This window comes from Vibrio sp. OPT24, from assembly GCF_015163545.1.
Classification (GTDB): domain Bacteria; phylum Pseudomonadota; class Gammaproteobacteria; order Enterobacterales; family Vibrionaceae; genus Vibrio; species Vibrio cyclitrophicus.
Genome location: NZ_JADDYI010000081.1, coordinates 1 through 15,468, shown reverse-complemented (window position 1 = coordinate 15,468; position 15,468 = coordinate 1). Strand labels below are relative to the sequence as shown.

Below are 15,468 nucleotides of genomic sequence, written 5' to 3'. Positions count from 1 at the left end.
CCGCTAACCACCTAATACATGTTTCAACATATTGACACACATGTCGTATGGTACGGTTTCTTTCATCTTCTGCTGCAAGTATTCATCCAACCTTGGCTTCAAGGTAAAGGCACTATCAATAGCTGGATCGGTACCCGGCTTGTAGGCGCCAATCGATACCAAATCTTGGTTTTTACGACAAATAGACAACACTTGTCTGACTGCTTTCGACATCAAAACATGTTCTTCAGTAGTGATTTGAGGCATAACACGACTGACCGATTTCTCTACATCAATCGCAGGATAATGGCCCGCATCGGCCATCTCTCGGGACAACACAATGTGACCATCCAAAATCGCTCGCGATGCATCAGCAATCGGATCTTGCAAATCATCGCCTTCGGTTAACACGGTAAAGAAAGCAGTGATAGAGCCTTGCTCATCATTACCATTACCCGCCCTTTCCACCAGCGCAGGAAGCTTGGCAAATACAGATGGCGGATAACCTTTGGTTGCTGGCGGTTCACCCACAGACAAAGCAATTTCACGTTGTGCTTGAGCAAAACGAGTCAATGAGTCCATAAGTAACAGTACATCTAAGCCTTGGTCACGGAAATATTCCGCTACAGCCAGTGCAGTTTGGCAACCTTTCAATCGCATCAGTGGCGATGAATCCGCAGGAGCAGCGACCACCACAGATCGTTTGCGTCCATCTTCGCCAAGAATCTCTTCAATAAATTCTTTAACTTCTCGTCCACGCTCACCGATTAGACCTACCACCACCACTTGCGCGGTTGTGCCTCGAGTCATCATCCCGAGCGTGACCGACTTACCGACACCGGAACCAGCAAACAGACCAATACGCTGACCTTTTCCTACCGTAAGCAAACCGTTTATGGCCTTCAAGCCGACATCGAGCGGTTCAGAGATAGGTTTTCGAGCTAAAGGGTTGATTGGCTCAGCGTTAAATGAAGCGCGTTGTTCGGTATAAATTGGACCTAACCCATCAAGTGGGTTACCCACCCCGTCGATCACTCGGCCAAGTAATTCCATTCCGACAGGAATGCCACTTTCAGTGGTTACGGGGGTCACACGAGCGCCAGGTAATATCCCAGTGATTTGTTCACTCGGCATCAAAAATAAGTTATCTCCAGAAAAGCCAACCACTTCAGCTTCCATCTGACCAGACATCGTTTCGACTAGGCACAAACTACCGATTGGGGCTTTACAGCCAGTCGCTTCCAGCGTTAGACCCACAACACGTACCAGTTTTCCAGATGCAATCGGTCGCGACTTCAGGCCTTCAACTTTGTATTGGCTAAGACGGTTCGCTAACTCTAGCATTACTCATGCCCTTGATGACGATTTACACCGCAGAAGCTTTGAATCACGTTCTTCACACGTTCTTCCATGCGGTAGTTAACACTCGACTCACCTGCTTCGATTTGAACATCACCACGGTTAAGTGCAGGCTCCGCTACTAACGTCCAATTACGGCAATCCAATTCTGTCTCACCATAAGCAGAGCGAATAATCGCGACGTCTTCAGGGTTAAGCTTCAAGGTGATCGCATGACCCGAGATTGGTAGTGATTCTACTGATTCTTTCACGGTATCTAATATGATTTGTGGGTTGGTTTGTACTTCAACATGAACCACTTCTTTAACCATAATAAGCACCATGTCCACCAGTTGCTTCTCTACTTGAGCGTTCATTAACTCTAATGGTTGAGCAAATTGGTTCGCGAGTCCCATAAAGATGGCTACTTGCTGCTGAATGTATTCCTGACCGGCAGTGACACCTTCGAGTTTACCGGCTTCGTTGCCTTCTTCGTGTCCTGCGGCAAATCCTTCTTCTTTACCCTTTTCGTAACCTTGCTTAAAACCAGCCTCTTGTCCTTGATGAAGCCCTTCTTGATAAGCACCTTGCTTGATCAATTCAATTTGCTCTTCAGTCAGAACCAGTTCTTCATCTTCAATGGCTTCTTCGACCGTCGGCATCCAACCAGGGTCATAGTTAAAGGCGGTTTCTTTGGCTTGTTTATTCACATCAGAGGTGTAGTCAGGCAATCCCCATTTTTGAGGTTGGGCTACCGTATTATCTTCTTCGGGGCGAAGGAAGCCGCGTTTTCTATCACCTGACATATCAGTACCTATCTATGTGTGAGTCAAACTACTTCATAAATTCAAGCAGTTAAACTGAGTTAATCTGTAGTGTGAGATTGGATAAAGAAAAGCCCCAACAGTGTGGGGCTTTGAGATTACTGTATTAAAGGAACTCGTCGGCGCCACCAGACAACATAATTTCGCCACTGTCTGCCATTTTCCTCGCAATACCCAATATCTCTTTCTGAGCCGCTTCCACCTCAGAGACTTTCACCGGCGGCATCGCCTCAATATCGTCTCTCATCATATCAGCAGCACGTTTCGACATGTTCTTGAAGATCTTCTCACGCAGACCATCATCGGCACCTTTAAGTGCTTTTTGTAGAATGTCTTGTGGAACATCACGCAGCAATCGCTGAACACCTTGGTCATCGACTTCAATAAGGTTTTCAAAGACAAACATAAGATCTTGAATCTGTGTTGCCATGTCTTCGTCTTGATCGCGGATTTGATCCATCAAGACACCTTCTACGTTGTTGTCCATGTAGTTCATGATCTCTGCCGCCGCTTTCAGGCCACCAATTTTGGCTGCTTGAGCACCTGCTTGACCCGCAAACTGTTTCTCCATGATTTCGTTCAGTTCAGCAAGTGCCGAAGGTTGGACTTCTTCAAGGTTCGCAATACGCATCATCAAATCCAAGCGCACACGTTCAGGGAACTGCGACAAAATCTCGGCTGACTGGTCAGCTTCCAAGTAGGACAATACGATCGTTTGAATCTGTGGGTGCTCGTTAATGATGATACTTGCCACCTGACGAGGATCCATCCACTTAAGAGAATCCAAGCCTTTAGAACCAGTACCCAGAAGAATCTGGTCAACAAGGTTATTTGCCTTATCTTCACCCAGAGCGGCAACCAACGCATTACGCATGAAGTCTTCGCTACCCATACCAATATTGGTGTACTTTTGAATATCATCCAAGAAAGCACGGTGCACAGCACCTACTTTTTCTTGCGACAAATCGGCAGCACGAGCCATCGCACTACCCACACGTTGAACCTGTTTCGGCTCTAAGTGACGAATAATGCCTGCTGCATCTTCTTCGTTTAAACTCAACAACAAGATCGCAGCGCGTTCATCACCCGAGATTGAGGCGATATCCACACTCGCGACATCAAGCACTTCACCGCCTTCTGCTTGTTGTGGAACAATTTCGTTAGCCATCTGCCATCCAATTCTTAACTACTTGAGCTGCTAGCTCTGGTTCATTCGCTACAAGTGCACGTACTGCTTTCAGCACGTCCTCGTCTTTGTGAAGGTTAGGTAAGTCAATGCTTGAACCAAATTCAAACAGCTCTCCACCTTCGATATCACCACCAATTAAGCTGGTTTCGCCATCGGCGCCAATTGGCATACCGTCAGGGCCGTACATTTGATCATCGTTATCAGCCGCAGGGTTAAGCAGTTTCTTCATAGCAGGGCGAACAAGTACTAGAACAACCACAATAATAACTAACGCACTCGCAAACCAACGGACCCAATCATTAAAGTTTGGATGCTCCCAAATAGGTACGTCAGCCACCACATCAGTGACTTGAGGCGCAAACTGCATGCTCAGTACGTTTAACAAATCGCCACGGGTTTCATCAAAACCAACAGTACCAATCAGCACCTGACGAATCGCATTGATTTCACTTGCTGGGATGGGTGTGTGAACCACTTCACCTGTATCTGGATTCAGTGATTGACGGTCTTTAATCGCAACCGAAACTGTCTGACGATTAACCGTGCCACTCTGTTTACGTTCATGGCTGATGGTTGTATCTAACTCAAAATTTCGGGTCGCTTCTTTGTGAACTGAACCTTGGCCCGTCATTGAACCGTCTTTCATCTGGGCAACATCTTGAGGGATAGAAGCATCTGCTGGTGGCTGATTACTCAAAGCACCAGGAATACCAGCGACAGTATTACCGTTGTTGTAGTCTTCTAATGTATATTCACTTCGAGTTGCTGGTGTATTCGGGTCAAAACGTTTTCTGGTTTGTTCCACAGCGCTAAAGTCGAGCTGAATATCAACCTGAGCGGTATAGTTACCAAACCCAAGAATAGGTATCAGGATAGAGTCAATTTTTTCGCGCAGCGCTTGCTCTTGGTTACGCTCTAACTCATGTTCCTTACGACGTGCTGCAGACATTGGGTCTTGAGAACCTGAGCTCAACAATCGACCGTGCTGATCAGTCACCGTGATACGTGAGGTTTTCATTCCAGGAACAGCACTCGCCACCATATCCACAACAGAATCCACTTCTTGCTGCTTAAGGTTATTTCCAGTTTTAAGTGTAAGGAATACTGACGCAGAGGCTTCTTGATTGTGACGCACAAAAACACTTTGCTTTGGTAGTGCTAATAAAACCTGAGCTTTACGCACCTGTTTCATCTGTTCAATGGCTTTCGCTAGCTGTCTCTCACGGCTTAACTTAAGGCGTTCTTGTTCTAAACGTTGTGATACACCAAAACCCATGTCTTGCATGAGGATGTCATCACCTGCGTTTCGCTCTTGGTTCAACCCAGCTCGTACCATATTAAGCTTCAGTGAGTTGTACTCACTCGCTGGTACTGAGATAGTATTACCTTCAAGAGAATACTCGATCTTTTGCAGATCTAAGTAATCCAGAACGGGGATCAATTCTTCAGTTTCGTAAGCGCCTAAAGGACGCATTTCTGGCTCTTTTACCCAGAAAAACAGCATTACAATGAGCGCTACACAAATCGAGATAGAAAGAACCAAGACCACTTGACGAAGTAAATCGAGGTCACCCACAGCCATATCGAACTTTGATGAACTGCGTTCACCTAGATCAGGATTCTGCCCTTCTCCATCAAGATCAGAACTCGCCATGAGGGCGTGGTCGTTGCTATCGCTTACGGTTAAATCTGTTGTTTGACTATTATCTGCCACTATTTAACTACCCAACTTATACCGGCATATTCATCAGCTCTTTGTACGATTCGACCAACTTATTTCTAATTTGGATCGTCGCCTCAAAAGCCACACTAGATTTATTACGAGCAATCATCACGTCAGATAGAGACACGCTTTGGTCTCCACTATCAAAACGAGCTTGAAGATCACCTGAGGTCTTTTGTAATGAGTTCACATTATTGATGGCTTGCGTCAACATGTTGCCAAAATCTGCACCAACCGCTTGCCCTGTTGCTGCAGGACGCGCGCTAGCAGCTTCAACCATCATTGCCTGCATTTCGCCTTGTAAACCATCTATTCTCATCTACTACCTCAGGAGTCAAAATTATGACTATCTATTTCGCTGTATTATTGACTGAGCAATTAGCGTGCCACACATTATTTTGACTAGACATCGTACTACAACAGTCAGAAAGCTGGCACTACTAATCTATGCTCAGTTTGGGATATCTATTCCAGCATCGCGCATTTTTGCTAACTTATAACGCAATGTGCGTGGACTAATGCCCAACTTTTCAGCCATGTCTTTACGGCGGCCATTACATGCAATCAATGTTTCAAGAATAATCGCATACTCTTGATCTCTAAGCTCATTACCTAACCCTTCGCTGCTGGCAGCCAGTTTATTGATTGGACTCGCTTCAGCTATCGGCTTAATTTCTGGCGCTGCAACATCATTACCTTCCACAATTTGCTGCAGTCCACTTGCATCTTGCCAATCAACACCTTCAAGCAAGATATGCTCACCAGAAATATTGTCTTGCTCACTCAAGATTAAGGCTCGCTGGATGACATTATCTAGCTCACGAACATTACCCGGCCACGGATAATTGACGAGTTTGTTGATGGCTAGATCCGAAACCGCAGGTACAGGCATACCAAGTTTGGTGCAATGACGCTCAACCAAGTGCTTAGCTAATGGCTCAATATCACCTTTACGCTCACAAAGTGGCGGCCAAGAAATTGGGAACACGTTCAGTCGGTAGTATAAATCTTCACGGAAATTCCCTTCAGAAACATACTGTTTCAGATCTCGGTTACTGGTAGCCAGAACACGCACATCTAACTTGACGCTTTTACGGCTGCCTAAACGTTCTACTTCGCGCTCTTGCAATACACGTAAAAGCTTGGCTTGTAGGCTAAGATCCATTTCACTGATCTCATCCAATAGAATCGTCCCGCCTTGTGCTTGCTCAAATTTACCTGGACAGGCCTGAATAGCGCCAGTAAATGCACCTTTTTCATAACCGAACAGTGTCGCTTCCAACATGTTATCTGGAATCGCGGCACAGTTAATCGCAACAAATGGGCCATCTTTACGACTAGAAGCGTTGTGAATGTAGCGAGACATAACTTCTTTACCCGATCCGCTTGGCCCTAAGATCATGACATTGGCATCGGTTTTTGCGACTTTATCAGCCAACATCATTAATTTGATACTTTTTTCATCGGCCACAATAGCGTCGCCATTATCATCCGACTTAACGGGCGCGTAACGGCTCACCATGTTCAACAATACTTCAGGGGCAAAGGGCTTTGCCATGTAATCAATAGCACCTTCTTTCATTGCCGCCACAGCATCTTCGATGTTGGCATAGGCTGTCATTAACAGTACGGGTAAATTTGGCCAATGCTGCTTGATGTTTCTTAGCAGTGCCAAACCACCCATGCCTGCCATTTGAACGTCAGACACGACAATATCAACGGAGTTAGATTTCAATTTGACCAGAGCATCTTCCGCACAATCCGCTTCCAGCCATTCATAGCCAGCAAGCGCGAGTGTATCAACAAGGGCTTCACGTAGACCTTCATCATCTTCGACGATTAACACTTTGCTTTGAGCCATAGGATTCTCCAGTGTAAATTCAATTAAAACGTATTAGCCTTCGGTTGAAGCGCTTCTTTCGAGCGGTAAGCACATAGTAAAGCATGCGCCATCACCTTCTTCTGATATCAATTCCAATCGGCCTTCATGTGCACGACATACCATTTGTACAACCGCTAAGCCTAAACCTGTACCTTGTGAACGAGTGGTAAAGAATGGTTCCATAATTTTACCTTGAAGCTCTTTCGGTACACCGGGGCCACTGTCTTGTACTGATATCTTAAGTTCACCGTTTACGGGCCTAAAAAAAACATCGATCTGCGATTCTTTACCCGCAATTTGAACCGCGTTCAGAACCAGGTTACTTAGCGCTGAAGCAATAGCGTTGGCATTACCAAACATTTTAGTCTCTTCGCCTTCTACTTCTTGGCAGTAATCAATCTGGTTGGTTTTGAGTGCCGCCTCCACCATCGGGTGAAACTCTGTGATCAATTCAGCCACAGTAAATGGCTTAACCACTTTATTATCACCGCCTTTAGCAAACAACAACATGTCATTCACTTGTTTTTCTAAGTCGTGCAATCTATCCATAAGCTTAGATTGAAAACGTGTCTTTGTTGCTGGTGGTAAGTTTGGTGCGGCAAGGTTTGATGCGTATAACATTGCACTCGAAAGTGGTGTCCGAACCTGATGAGCAAGTGAAGCGACCATTCTTCCTAATGATGACAAGCGCTGAAGGTCACTAACGCGAGATTGTAATAGACGAGTCTCGGTCAGGTCGGTAATCAATATCAGTTGACCTGTCGTAGAAGCCGAAATTGCCAGTCGAACTTTTCGACCATTCTTCAATGAGATCTCGTGACCGTCATCGTCCTTTGGCTCGAAAGCACTTTGAATCACCGAAAACCACTTCTCACCAACCAGTTCAACACCAAGGATACGGTGCGCTTCTGGGTTGGCCTCTCTCACTTCACCATGCGTATCTAACAAGATAACACCAGCAGGCATCACATCGAGCACTTGTTTATAGCGCTCTACTTGTTGCTCTACAGAATCGAGGTGTGATTGATTTTCTGGTTCGTTAGATAGTTGCATGTCAAAAATTTGCCTCAAATACTAAAACAGCCTGACACGCACAACACGAGTCAGGCTATTTGCTATATTTATCACATAGTTAAGCAAGCAACAACTCGACTATGCCCTTTCTATTCGCACAATCAAAACTGTTCTTTTAGTAAAAAGAGTCTTAGTTTTGTGTTGCTGAACATTAATCTGTGCTCTAGCGCTGTAGATTATACTTACGCATTTTTTCAACCAAAGTCGTTCTACGCATTCCAAGCATATCAGCCGCACGAGCAACGATACCGCCCTGCGCCTCCAACGCTTGATTAATCATGTTCACTTCCATATCAGCGAGCAGCTCTTTCAAGTTAACCCCTTCTGGCGGTAACTCTTGAGGTGCATTTGCATTGTCGGCAAGTTCATCTTGCTGATCAAAGCTGAAGTCTTCTGAGAACAAGTCGGCTAATGCATCACGCTCCTGCTCTTCTTCAGACACAAAGCTATTAAACTCTGGTTGGAATTCAGGAATATCGCTGTATCGATATTTGGTTGGCAGGTGATTCACATCAACCAAGCTATTTGGATAAAGAATTAGCATTCGTTCAACTAAGTTCGCTAGCTCACGAACGTTACCTGGCCAATAGTGTTCCATTAAAGAATTGATGGCGCGAGGCGTAAAACAGATAGGCATACTACCTTCTGCTTCCATTCTGGTCATCAGCTCTTGAAGTAACAGAGGGATATCTTCTTTGCGATCTTGAAGAGCCGGCATTTCAATTGGGAATACGTTCAAACGATAATAAAGATCTTCACGGAAAGAGTCGGCATCGATCATATCCTCAAGATTACGGTGCGTTGCCGCAATCACTCGAACATCCGCTTGAATGGTATTGTTACCGCCTACACGCTCAAAGCATCGCTCTTGTAACACGCGTAGTAGCTTAACTTGCATCGCCATTGGCATATCGCCAATTTCATCAAGAAATAGTGTGCCACCTTCAGCCAGTTCGAAACGGCCTTTACGTGCGGTAATTGCACCAGTAAACGCCCCTTTCTCGTGACCAAACAGTTCACTTTCGAGCAACTCTGCTGGAATCGCGCCACAATTCACTGGCACAAATGGCCCAGTACGACGCTTAGAATGATAGTGAATATTACGTGCTACGACTTCTTTACCCGTACCCGATTCACCAAGAATCAGCACGTTAGCTTCCGTAGCAGAGACTTGCTCAATTAAGTGACGAACTTCTTGAATGCTAGCGCTTTGCCCAACTAGGCTGCGAAACAGTGTGTTCTTCCGCGCAGAAGACACAACTTGAACGCCTTTACGGCCTAAGAAGTCTTTGCAGTGTCTTAATGCATCACTCAATTGAGGATAATTAAGAGGAAGTTCAAGTTCACCGACAAAGTTAGTAAGCTCGTCTACTGGGTGATTGTTTTTGCCAATCACAAGCAGTGGGATGTGATTCGCATGAACAAGCTTTTCATTCAGTAATGCGTTGAAGCCTTTACCTTTAATTGAGCCGATAATGCAGCCTGCCCACTGAAGTGACCAGTCTACTTTGCGTGCTTGTTCAGAGCTGATAACTTCGCAGCTCTCTCCTACAAACTCTAATATTGTGCTTAAATTGTGACGATCTTGAGCGTTATCGTCGACGACAAGCAGTTTTGCCAAACCTTGCATAAGTAGGAATTATTGCCTTTATTTTGGTGCGATGCGGAAAAACGGTGAGCGACGTAATCAATAAAACAGAGAAACACATCAATGATTATGTTTACGTGGACAAATTTAGGAAATCAGCAACGAAAAAAGCCATTAGGCTATCTAATGGCTTCTATTTTATTTGATTAAAAAAATAAGGCAACCAACCAATTGAAGGATATGAAATTGGTTAGAACTGCAGTTTTTCTTTAAATACCTACGTCAGCAGAGGTCAAGTTGTGATATTCGTTCGGAATTTGGTCCCAAGCGCTCTTAATTTCGCGGATAATATCGATAACATCATCAATAGGCTGTGGGTCATTTTTGTGATTTGCCGCAGAAATTTGCGTGATCATGAACTCATAAAGTTGATCTAGATTTTTTGCAATGTCGCCACCGTCGTCCATAGATAGGCAACTGCGTAGGCTAATGATGATATCTAGAGCCTTACCAAGTCGCTCCCCTTTCACCGGGATGTTGCCCGCTTGCATTGCCGCTTTGCCTTGAATCAAGCGCTCGATAGCGCCCGCCATTAACATTTGCACAATTTTATGCGGTGAAGCAGCCGTTAGCTGACTATCCACTGATACCTTTTTATATGCCTGTAAAGAACCGCGCATAGTAAACCTCTTCTATAAAAACTTTTTGTATTGCTGAACTGATTTAGCACCGTGACGATATTTGTGCAGGGTCTTGCCTACTCTACTCGTCTCAGACTGCATCAATTCGACTAATTTTCTGGTTCTGGTAATGGCTTCAAACCATTCAGAGCTTTGCTTAACGTCGGGGTGTGAGTCGATGAATTGAAGCACGTTTTGCAATAACTGTTCTCTGTTATCGACAAGCTGCGTTATTTCTTCAGCGTTAATTTCGCTAAACTCGAGTTTAGAGATAATTAGTTGATCCAGTTCACAAAGCTCTTGAAGCTGATTGTTCATCTACTAACCTAATGCATTCATCATACTACCCAGCTGAGATTGCATCTTACTGGTTGCATCTTGCATTGCAGTGAACTTAGAGTGCGTGCGACTCTCTAAGCTGTCCATGCGGCGATCCAATGCACCTTGATCATCAGCCAAGCGATAATTTTGCTCAACTAGGCTCTTCTCACGAGTGCGGATAGAGCCGGTGATACCTGTGATACCTTGAATCGCATCTTCCACTTTTTTGGCGAATCCGTTGTTACCACCAAAGAACTCACCTAGCTTGTCAAAGTTATTGTTCAGTTGACGGTCAAGCATGTCGTAGTTTATCTCTAACGAGCCTTGTCTTGTCGTAGTGATACCAAATTCGGTCAAAGATTTTAAGTTATCAGGCGCGCCTTCAATACTTGACGAAAACACACCTTTCAATCGCGAATCAGCGTTACGTACCGTGCTGTCGCCCGAAAGCGGCCCTTTTTGGCCGGTTGTTGGATCAACACCCGCCAAGTTTTTAGAGACTTGATAAAACTGATTATAAGAATTTACGAAAGCTTCTATGTCTTGGCGAACGCTATTACGGTCGTACTCAACACCAATTTCTGCCGGTGGCTTATCTTTCGGTGTTTTTCCCTTCACTGTAATGTCGATACCTTCTACGGCATCTTCAATCACATTGTTGTTACTAGACAGTTGAGCAACGCCATCCAAGACGACCATTGAATCTTGTCCCGCTTGGACCTCAGTCATGCCACTGTATGTATCAAAAGACTCTTGAGCTTGAGCAAGGTCAGCTTGCACTTTATCGACTTGCTCTAAAAGCTCACGCTCTTCAGGTTCTAATTTCTCACGTTCAATTGTTTTGGCTTGCTCAGCGGTCAATTCGCCTTTTTGAACTTTTTCAGCGAGATCGGCTTTTTCTTGTGAAATTTTCTCTTCGATACGCGCTTGCTCAGCTTCTAGCTTTTGCTGGGCTTCTTTTGGTGTCACGTATGAGTCAGTCAGAGTACCCGAGGCAGCATTTGACCACCCTGGCACATCAGGTGCTTTCTCAATCGCTTTTTCATCAAGCTCGAGTTCTGGTGTGTAATAAGAATCTAAAAGGGTACCAGAAGCGGTTTCAGTCCAGCCTGGAATATTGTCTTCAGGCATCACCGATTTAGCAGCTTGAGCTGCATCTAAAGCAGCCTGACCGTCAACTGCGGCTTGCTCACCGTAACTGAGACTTTGAGAGTCTCGGTCAACATCTGAGGTAGAATCGGATTGAGTTGCGGGAATTATGTTTCCGTCTTCATCGAGGTTTTCACTCGCATTTGGGTCATCGTTAGCGATCGCTTCATCGATGATTTCAACCGTTTTTCCTGCAGGGGTTAGAGCAAGAACATCTTGTGCAGCAAGGCGCGCTTTCTCTAGTGCTTTCACGCGCTCTTCTAGAGTTTTATATTCGAGTTTTTTGAGAGGGTTAGCAGCATCAGACTCTACATTAATGCTGATCTGCTGATCTGAACCAGACTGGTTTGAGGCGACAATAAGTCGTGGGCCTTCGACATCATTGATAATAGATGCGCGAACGCCTGGATTGCTATCTGCGCCATTTATGCTGCGAACGACATCGATAAGTTTCGATCTGTCGCCGACTTGCACATCAAAGCTATCATCACCGAGCGAAACCTGCAGCTTACCTGGGCCAAATTTCATGTCTTCTGATAACACATCAGAAGCTACTTTATGGCTCTGGGCAAGCTGCAACACATCGATGGCGTATTTGCCAGCGATCGCTTCAGTAGTCGCTGTTGCAGAAACAAGAGCTTCATCGGTACTTTCGACTGTTCGCACAGCAAAAGCTTTTTCCTGACGAAAATTTGTCATCAGGTTTTTCATCGAATCAAGGGATTCTCTAAGTCTTCCATAGGCACTAATGCTGGTATCGATTCGCGTTCGTTCATTATCGATTCTTTGCTGTTTAGGTACACGCTCAGAATCAACAATTTTGCTGACCATGGAATTGATATCCATGCCAGACGAAATCCCCATTGGGCCAAAACTCATTAAACCACCTCAATAATACGACTTAAACCTTCACCTCAAATATTCTACTATTCGAGTTTTGGGCTGCTAGGCGTCTTAGAATTTCAAGCATTTCTTCATCAGGTATCTGGCGAATAATATCACCGGTTGTGGTCTCATAAATCGTAACCACATCTCTCCCAGATTCTTCATCGACCTTAAAAGCCACACCTTTATTGAGAGAGGAGATAAACTCGTTTACCTTCTCCACCATTTTGACTCGCTCTTCATCATTTAACTCTTGTCGATGTTGAGCTAATTGAATCGCAGCTTCGGTAGCCTCCTCTTTCGATTTATCTACCTTGCCATAAGATGTTGCTTCTTTTAGTCGTGAAATGCTCGACGCACTACTACCTTCATCGCTTGCAAATTTAATGCCATTAGGTGAGCCATAAGGCTGGATGTTCGATGCGTTGGATGGAATTTCCATAACACTCTCCCTCCCTCCTTTATGAGCCAAACAGTAAAACTCTACTTGGGTAGAGTTTACCGCTACTTACCTAAGTAAGTTTAGCCCAATAAGCTTAGAGCTGCTGATGGTGATTGCTTCGCTTGAGCTAGGATGGAAGTACTCGCCTGTTGTAGGATTTGAGACTTCGTCATAGCCGTTGTTTCTTTCGCGTAATCGGTATCTTTGATACGGCTCTTCGATGCATTAACATTTTCGTTGATGTTATCTAAGTTGCTGATCGCGTGATCAAAACGGTTTTGGAAAGCACCAAGAGAAGCTCGGTTACTGTCCACTGATTTCAGAGCGCCATCAATGATCGATACTGCTTCATTTGCACCAGCAACCGATGTTACATCGATGTCGTTAACAGTAACGTCTTTACCAGCACCGATACCTAGCTCACCAGCAAGGCTGCCACCGAACTCTACATCGCCTTCAACTTTTTGGCTTGAAGCGAAAAGTTGCAGTTTGCCGCCTTCACCAACAGACGCTTTGACATCTTGGCTTTGACCGTTGATGTAAGTTGCTAGCTCTTCGATATCGTTGCCTTCTTTCGCAGAAATAGACAACTCTTGTGCTTCGCCAAACTTATCATTGTATTTGATCGTTAAGTCAGCACCAGCACCTACACGCCAAGAAGCATCTTTACCTTCTGTAACACCGTAGCTCTTACCACCCATGTCTTGAGTGTCGGTACGCATGTTGTTCATCGTTAGCATTACTGCTTCACCAGAATCTGCACCGATTTGGAAAGATTGGCTGCCGTAAGTACCGTTAAGAAGCTTGTTACCACCAAAAGAGGTCGTTTCAGCAATACGGTTAAGTTCTGTGTTTAGAGCCGAGACTTCTTCTTGGATCGCAACACGTTCAGATTTGCTGTTTGAACCATTTGAAGATTGAAGAGAAAGGTCACGCATACGTTGCAGAATGTTAGTTGACTCATTCATTGCACCTTCAGCAGTCTGTGCAATTGAGATACCGTCATTCGCGTTTTTCACAGCCATATCTAGACCACGACTTTGCGACGTTAAGCGGTTAGAGATTTGTAGGCCTGCAGCATCATCTTTTGCGCTATTGATTTTATAGCCAGAAGACAAACGCTCCATTGATTTTTGAGTACCTTCAGCCGCGCTATTTAGGTAGCGCTGAGCCGTCATTGCAGACACATTTGTGCTTACATTAATCGCCATAGTTGATCTCCTTTAGGCATTTTTTAATGCACCTATGTGACTCTCACCTCACACAAATACATATCAATTTGTTTATATACCAGTGTCTCTCTCACCTTACATTGGTACATATCATTTCTCTCAATCCCTTTAACGGCCCCTTAATTAGAAGCTTTAATAAAAAATGCATTTTTTTTCGCATTATTTTCAACAACAAAGAAAAGTGTGATCGGGATTCAATGAATAGTGCATTATCCGCTAAAGTTTCGTATCTTCGCTCATTTATAAGTGTCGATTTGCACATAAAAACCAAAGCAGATCCCTGATATCTCGTTCTACTCGATTCTGGGATGACGGCAGATGTCCCATTAATTTATGAACCACTCGTCATTGGTCACTGTGGTAAGTGAGATATTGAACAACGCTTCAATTAAAAAACAGATTCCTGATACCTCGTTCTACTCGGTTCTGGAATGACGACAAATACCTTTGTTCAAACTGAAACATTATGCACTCGGCCAACAGTGCTCATCTCGCAATGCTGTGAAATCATCATCACTCTATCCCCGTCATTCCCTACAGTGAGGAACGAACGTGATAGGGAATCTCGCTTTTACTCCTGTTCACCGACAGCGCACTTTTCCCAAATAACAGGCAATAAAAAACCCAGCCGAAGCTGGGTCTGTTTAGCGCTCATCTCTCACCACGAGCTAATTTGTGGAAACCAAACGTTAACGCATTGAGTCATAGGTCAACGTGGCCTTTCAATCGATTAACCGAGTAGGCTAAGTGCCGAGTTCGGCGCTTGCTTCGCTTGAGCAAGAATCGAGCTTGAAGCTTGAGAAAGGATCTGAGACTTAGTCATCTGAGTCGTTTCTTTCGCGAAATCGGTATCTTTAATACGGCTCTTAGATGCGTTAACGTTCTCGTTAATGTTGTCTAAGTTGCTGATAGCGTGGTCGAAACGGTTTTGGAAAGCACCCAGTTCAGCACGGTGGCTATCTACGTACTTAAGTGCCGCATCAATTACTGCTACAGACTCTTGTGCGCCGCCCACTGACGTTACGTCGATAGTATCAACCGTTACGTCTTTGCCAGGTTGCATGCCAAGCTCACCCGCTAGGCTACCTGAGAACGCCACTTCGCCTTCAACTTTGTTGTTACCAGTAAACATTTGTAGCTTACCGTCTTCAGTTACAGACGC

At 44.8% G+C, this 15,468-nt stretch carries 14 protein-coding genes; all 14 read right to left on the bottom strand.

Annotated features, from left to right (window positions below; genetic code table 11):
- Positions 1-3: 3 nt before the first annotated feature.
- Positions 4-1,323 carry a flagellar protein export ATPase FliI gene (gene fliI / locus IQO02_RS20375; RefSeq protein WP_010439337.1) on the bottom strand — a complete coding sequence of 440 codons (1,320 nt, stop codon included), beginning with the start codon at positions 1,321-1,323 and terminating at the stop codon, positions 4-6.
- Positions 1,323-2,123: a flagellar assembly protein FliH gene (gene fliH / locus IQO02_RS20370; RefSeq protein WP_016767056.1), complete on the bottom strand. Its 801-nt coding sequence runs from the start codon at positions 2,121-2,123 to the stop codon at positions 1,323-1,325. The genes fliI and fliH overlap by 1 nt, the downstream gene beginning before the upstream one ends.
- A gap of 124 nt (positions 2,124-2,247) precedes the next feature.
- Positions 2,248-3,309 (bottom strand): flagellar motor switch protein FliG, encoded by a 1,062-nt coding sequence (gene fliG, locus IQO02_RS20365; protein WP_016767055.1) that lies wholly within the window; start codon positions 3,307-3,309, stop codon positions 2,248-2,250.
- On the bottom strand, positions 3,302-5,044 hold the full coding sequence (gene fliF / locus IQO02_RS20360) for a flagellar basal-body MS-ring/collar protein FliF (protein ID WP_016784728.1): 1,743 nt from the start codon (positions 5,042-5,044) through the stop codon (positions 3,302-3,304). The genes fliG and fliF overlap by 8 nt, the downstream gene beginning before the upstream one ends.
- A gap of 16 nt (positions 5,045-5,060) precedes the next feature.
- Entirely contained in the window at positions 5,061-5,372 is a 312-nt protein-coding gene (gene fliE, locus IQO02_RS20355; protein WP_010439327.1) for a flagellar hook-basal body complex protein FliE, read from the bottom strand.
- 132 nt (positions 5,373-5,504) lie between these two features.
- Entirely contained in the window at positions 5,505-6,914 is a 1,410-nt protein-coding gene (locus IQO02_RS20350) for a sigma-54-dependent transcriptional regulator (RefSeq protein WP_010439324.1), read from the bottom strand.
- A gap of 33 nt (positions 6,915-6,947) precedes the next feature.
- Positions 6,948-7,988 (bottom strand): sensor histidine kinase, encoded by a 1,041-nt coding sequence (locus IQO02_RS20345; protein ID WP_010439321.1) that lies wholly within the window; start codon positions 7,986-7,988, stop codon positions 6,948-6,950.
- A 184-nt stretch (positions 7,989-8,172) separates the two neighbouring features.
- Complete coding sequence (locus tag IQO02_RS20340; RefSeq protein ID WP_010439319.1) at positions 8,173-9,639, bottom strand: sigma-54 dependent transcriptional regulator; 1,467 nt, start codon at positions 9,637-9,639, stop codon at positions 8,173-8,175.
- A gap of 227 nt (positions 9,640-9,866) precedes the next feature.
- A complete protein-coding gene (gene fliS, locus IQO02_RS20335; RefSeq protein ID WP_004736194.1) occupies positions 9,867-10,277 on the bottom strand; it encodes a flagellar export chaperone FliS in 411 nt (136 codons plus the stop codon).
- A gap of 12 nt (positions 10,278-10,289) precedes the next feature.
- The gene (locus IQO02_RS20330; RefSeq protein ID WP_010439316.1) at positions 10,290-10,595 is read right to left on the bottom strand and encodes a flagellar protein FliT; all 306 of its coding nucleotides are present in this window, start codon (positions 10,593-10,595) and stop codon (positions 10,290-10,292) included.
- A gap of 3 nt (positions 10,596-10,598) precedes the next feature.
- Positions 10,599-12,626 carry a flagellar filament capping protein FliD gene (gene fliD, locus IQO02_RS20325; protein WP_102282539.1) on the bottom strand — a complete coding sequence of 676 codons (2,028 nt, stop codon included), beginning with the start codon at positions 12,624-12,626 and terminating at the stop codon, positions 10,599-10,601.
- Positions 12,627-12,648: 22 nt separating this feature from the next.
- A complete protein-coding gene (flaG, locus tag IQO02_RS20320; RefSeq protein ID WP_010439312.1) occupies positions 12,649-13,074 on the bottom strand; it encodes a flagellar protein FlaG in 426 nt (141 codons plus the stop codon).
- A gap of 80 nt (positions 13,075-13,154) precedes the next feature.
- Positions 13,155-14,285, bottom strand: a complete 1,131-nt coding sequence (locus IQO02_RS20315) for a flagellin (protein WP_010439310.1) — start codon at positions 14,283-14,285, stop codon at positions 13,155-13,157.
- Positions 14,286-15,036: 751 nt separating this feature from the next.
- Positions 15,037-15,468, bottom strand: a 432-nt coding sequence (locus tag IQO02_RS20310; RefSeq protein WP_265575857.1) for a flagellin, incomplete at its 5' end; no start/stop codon positions are given.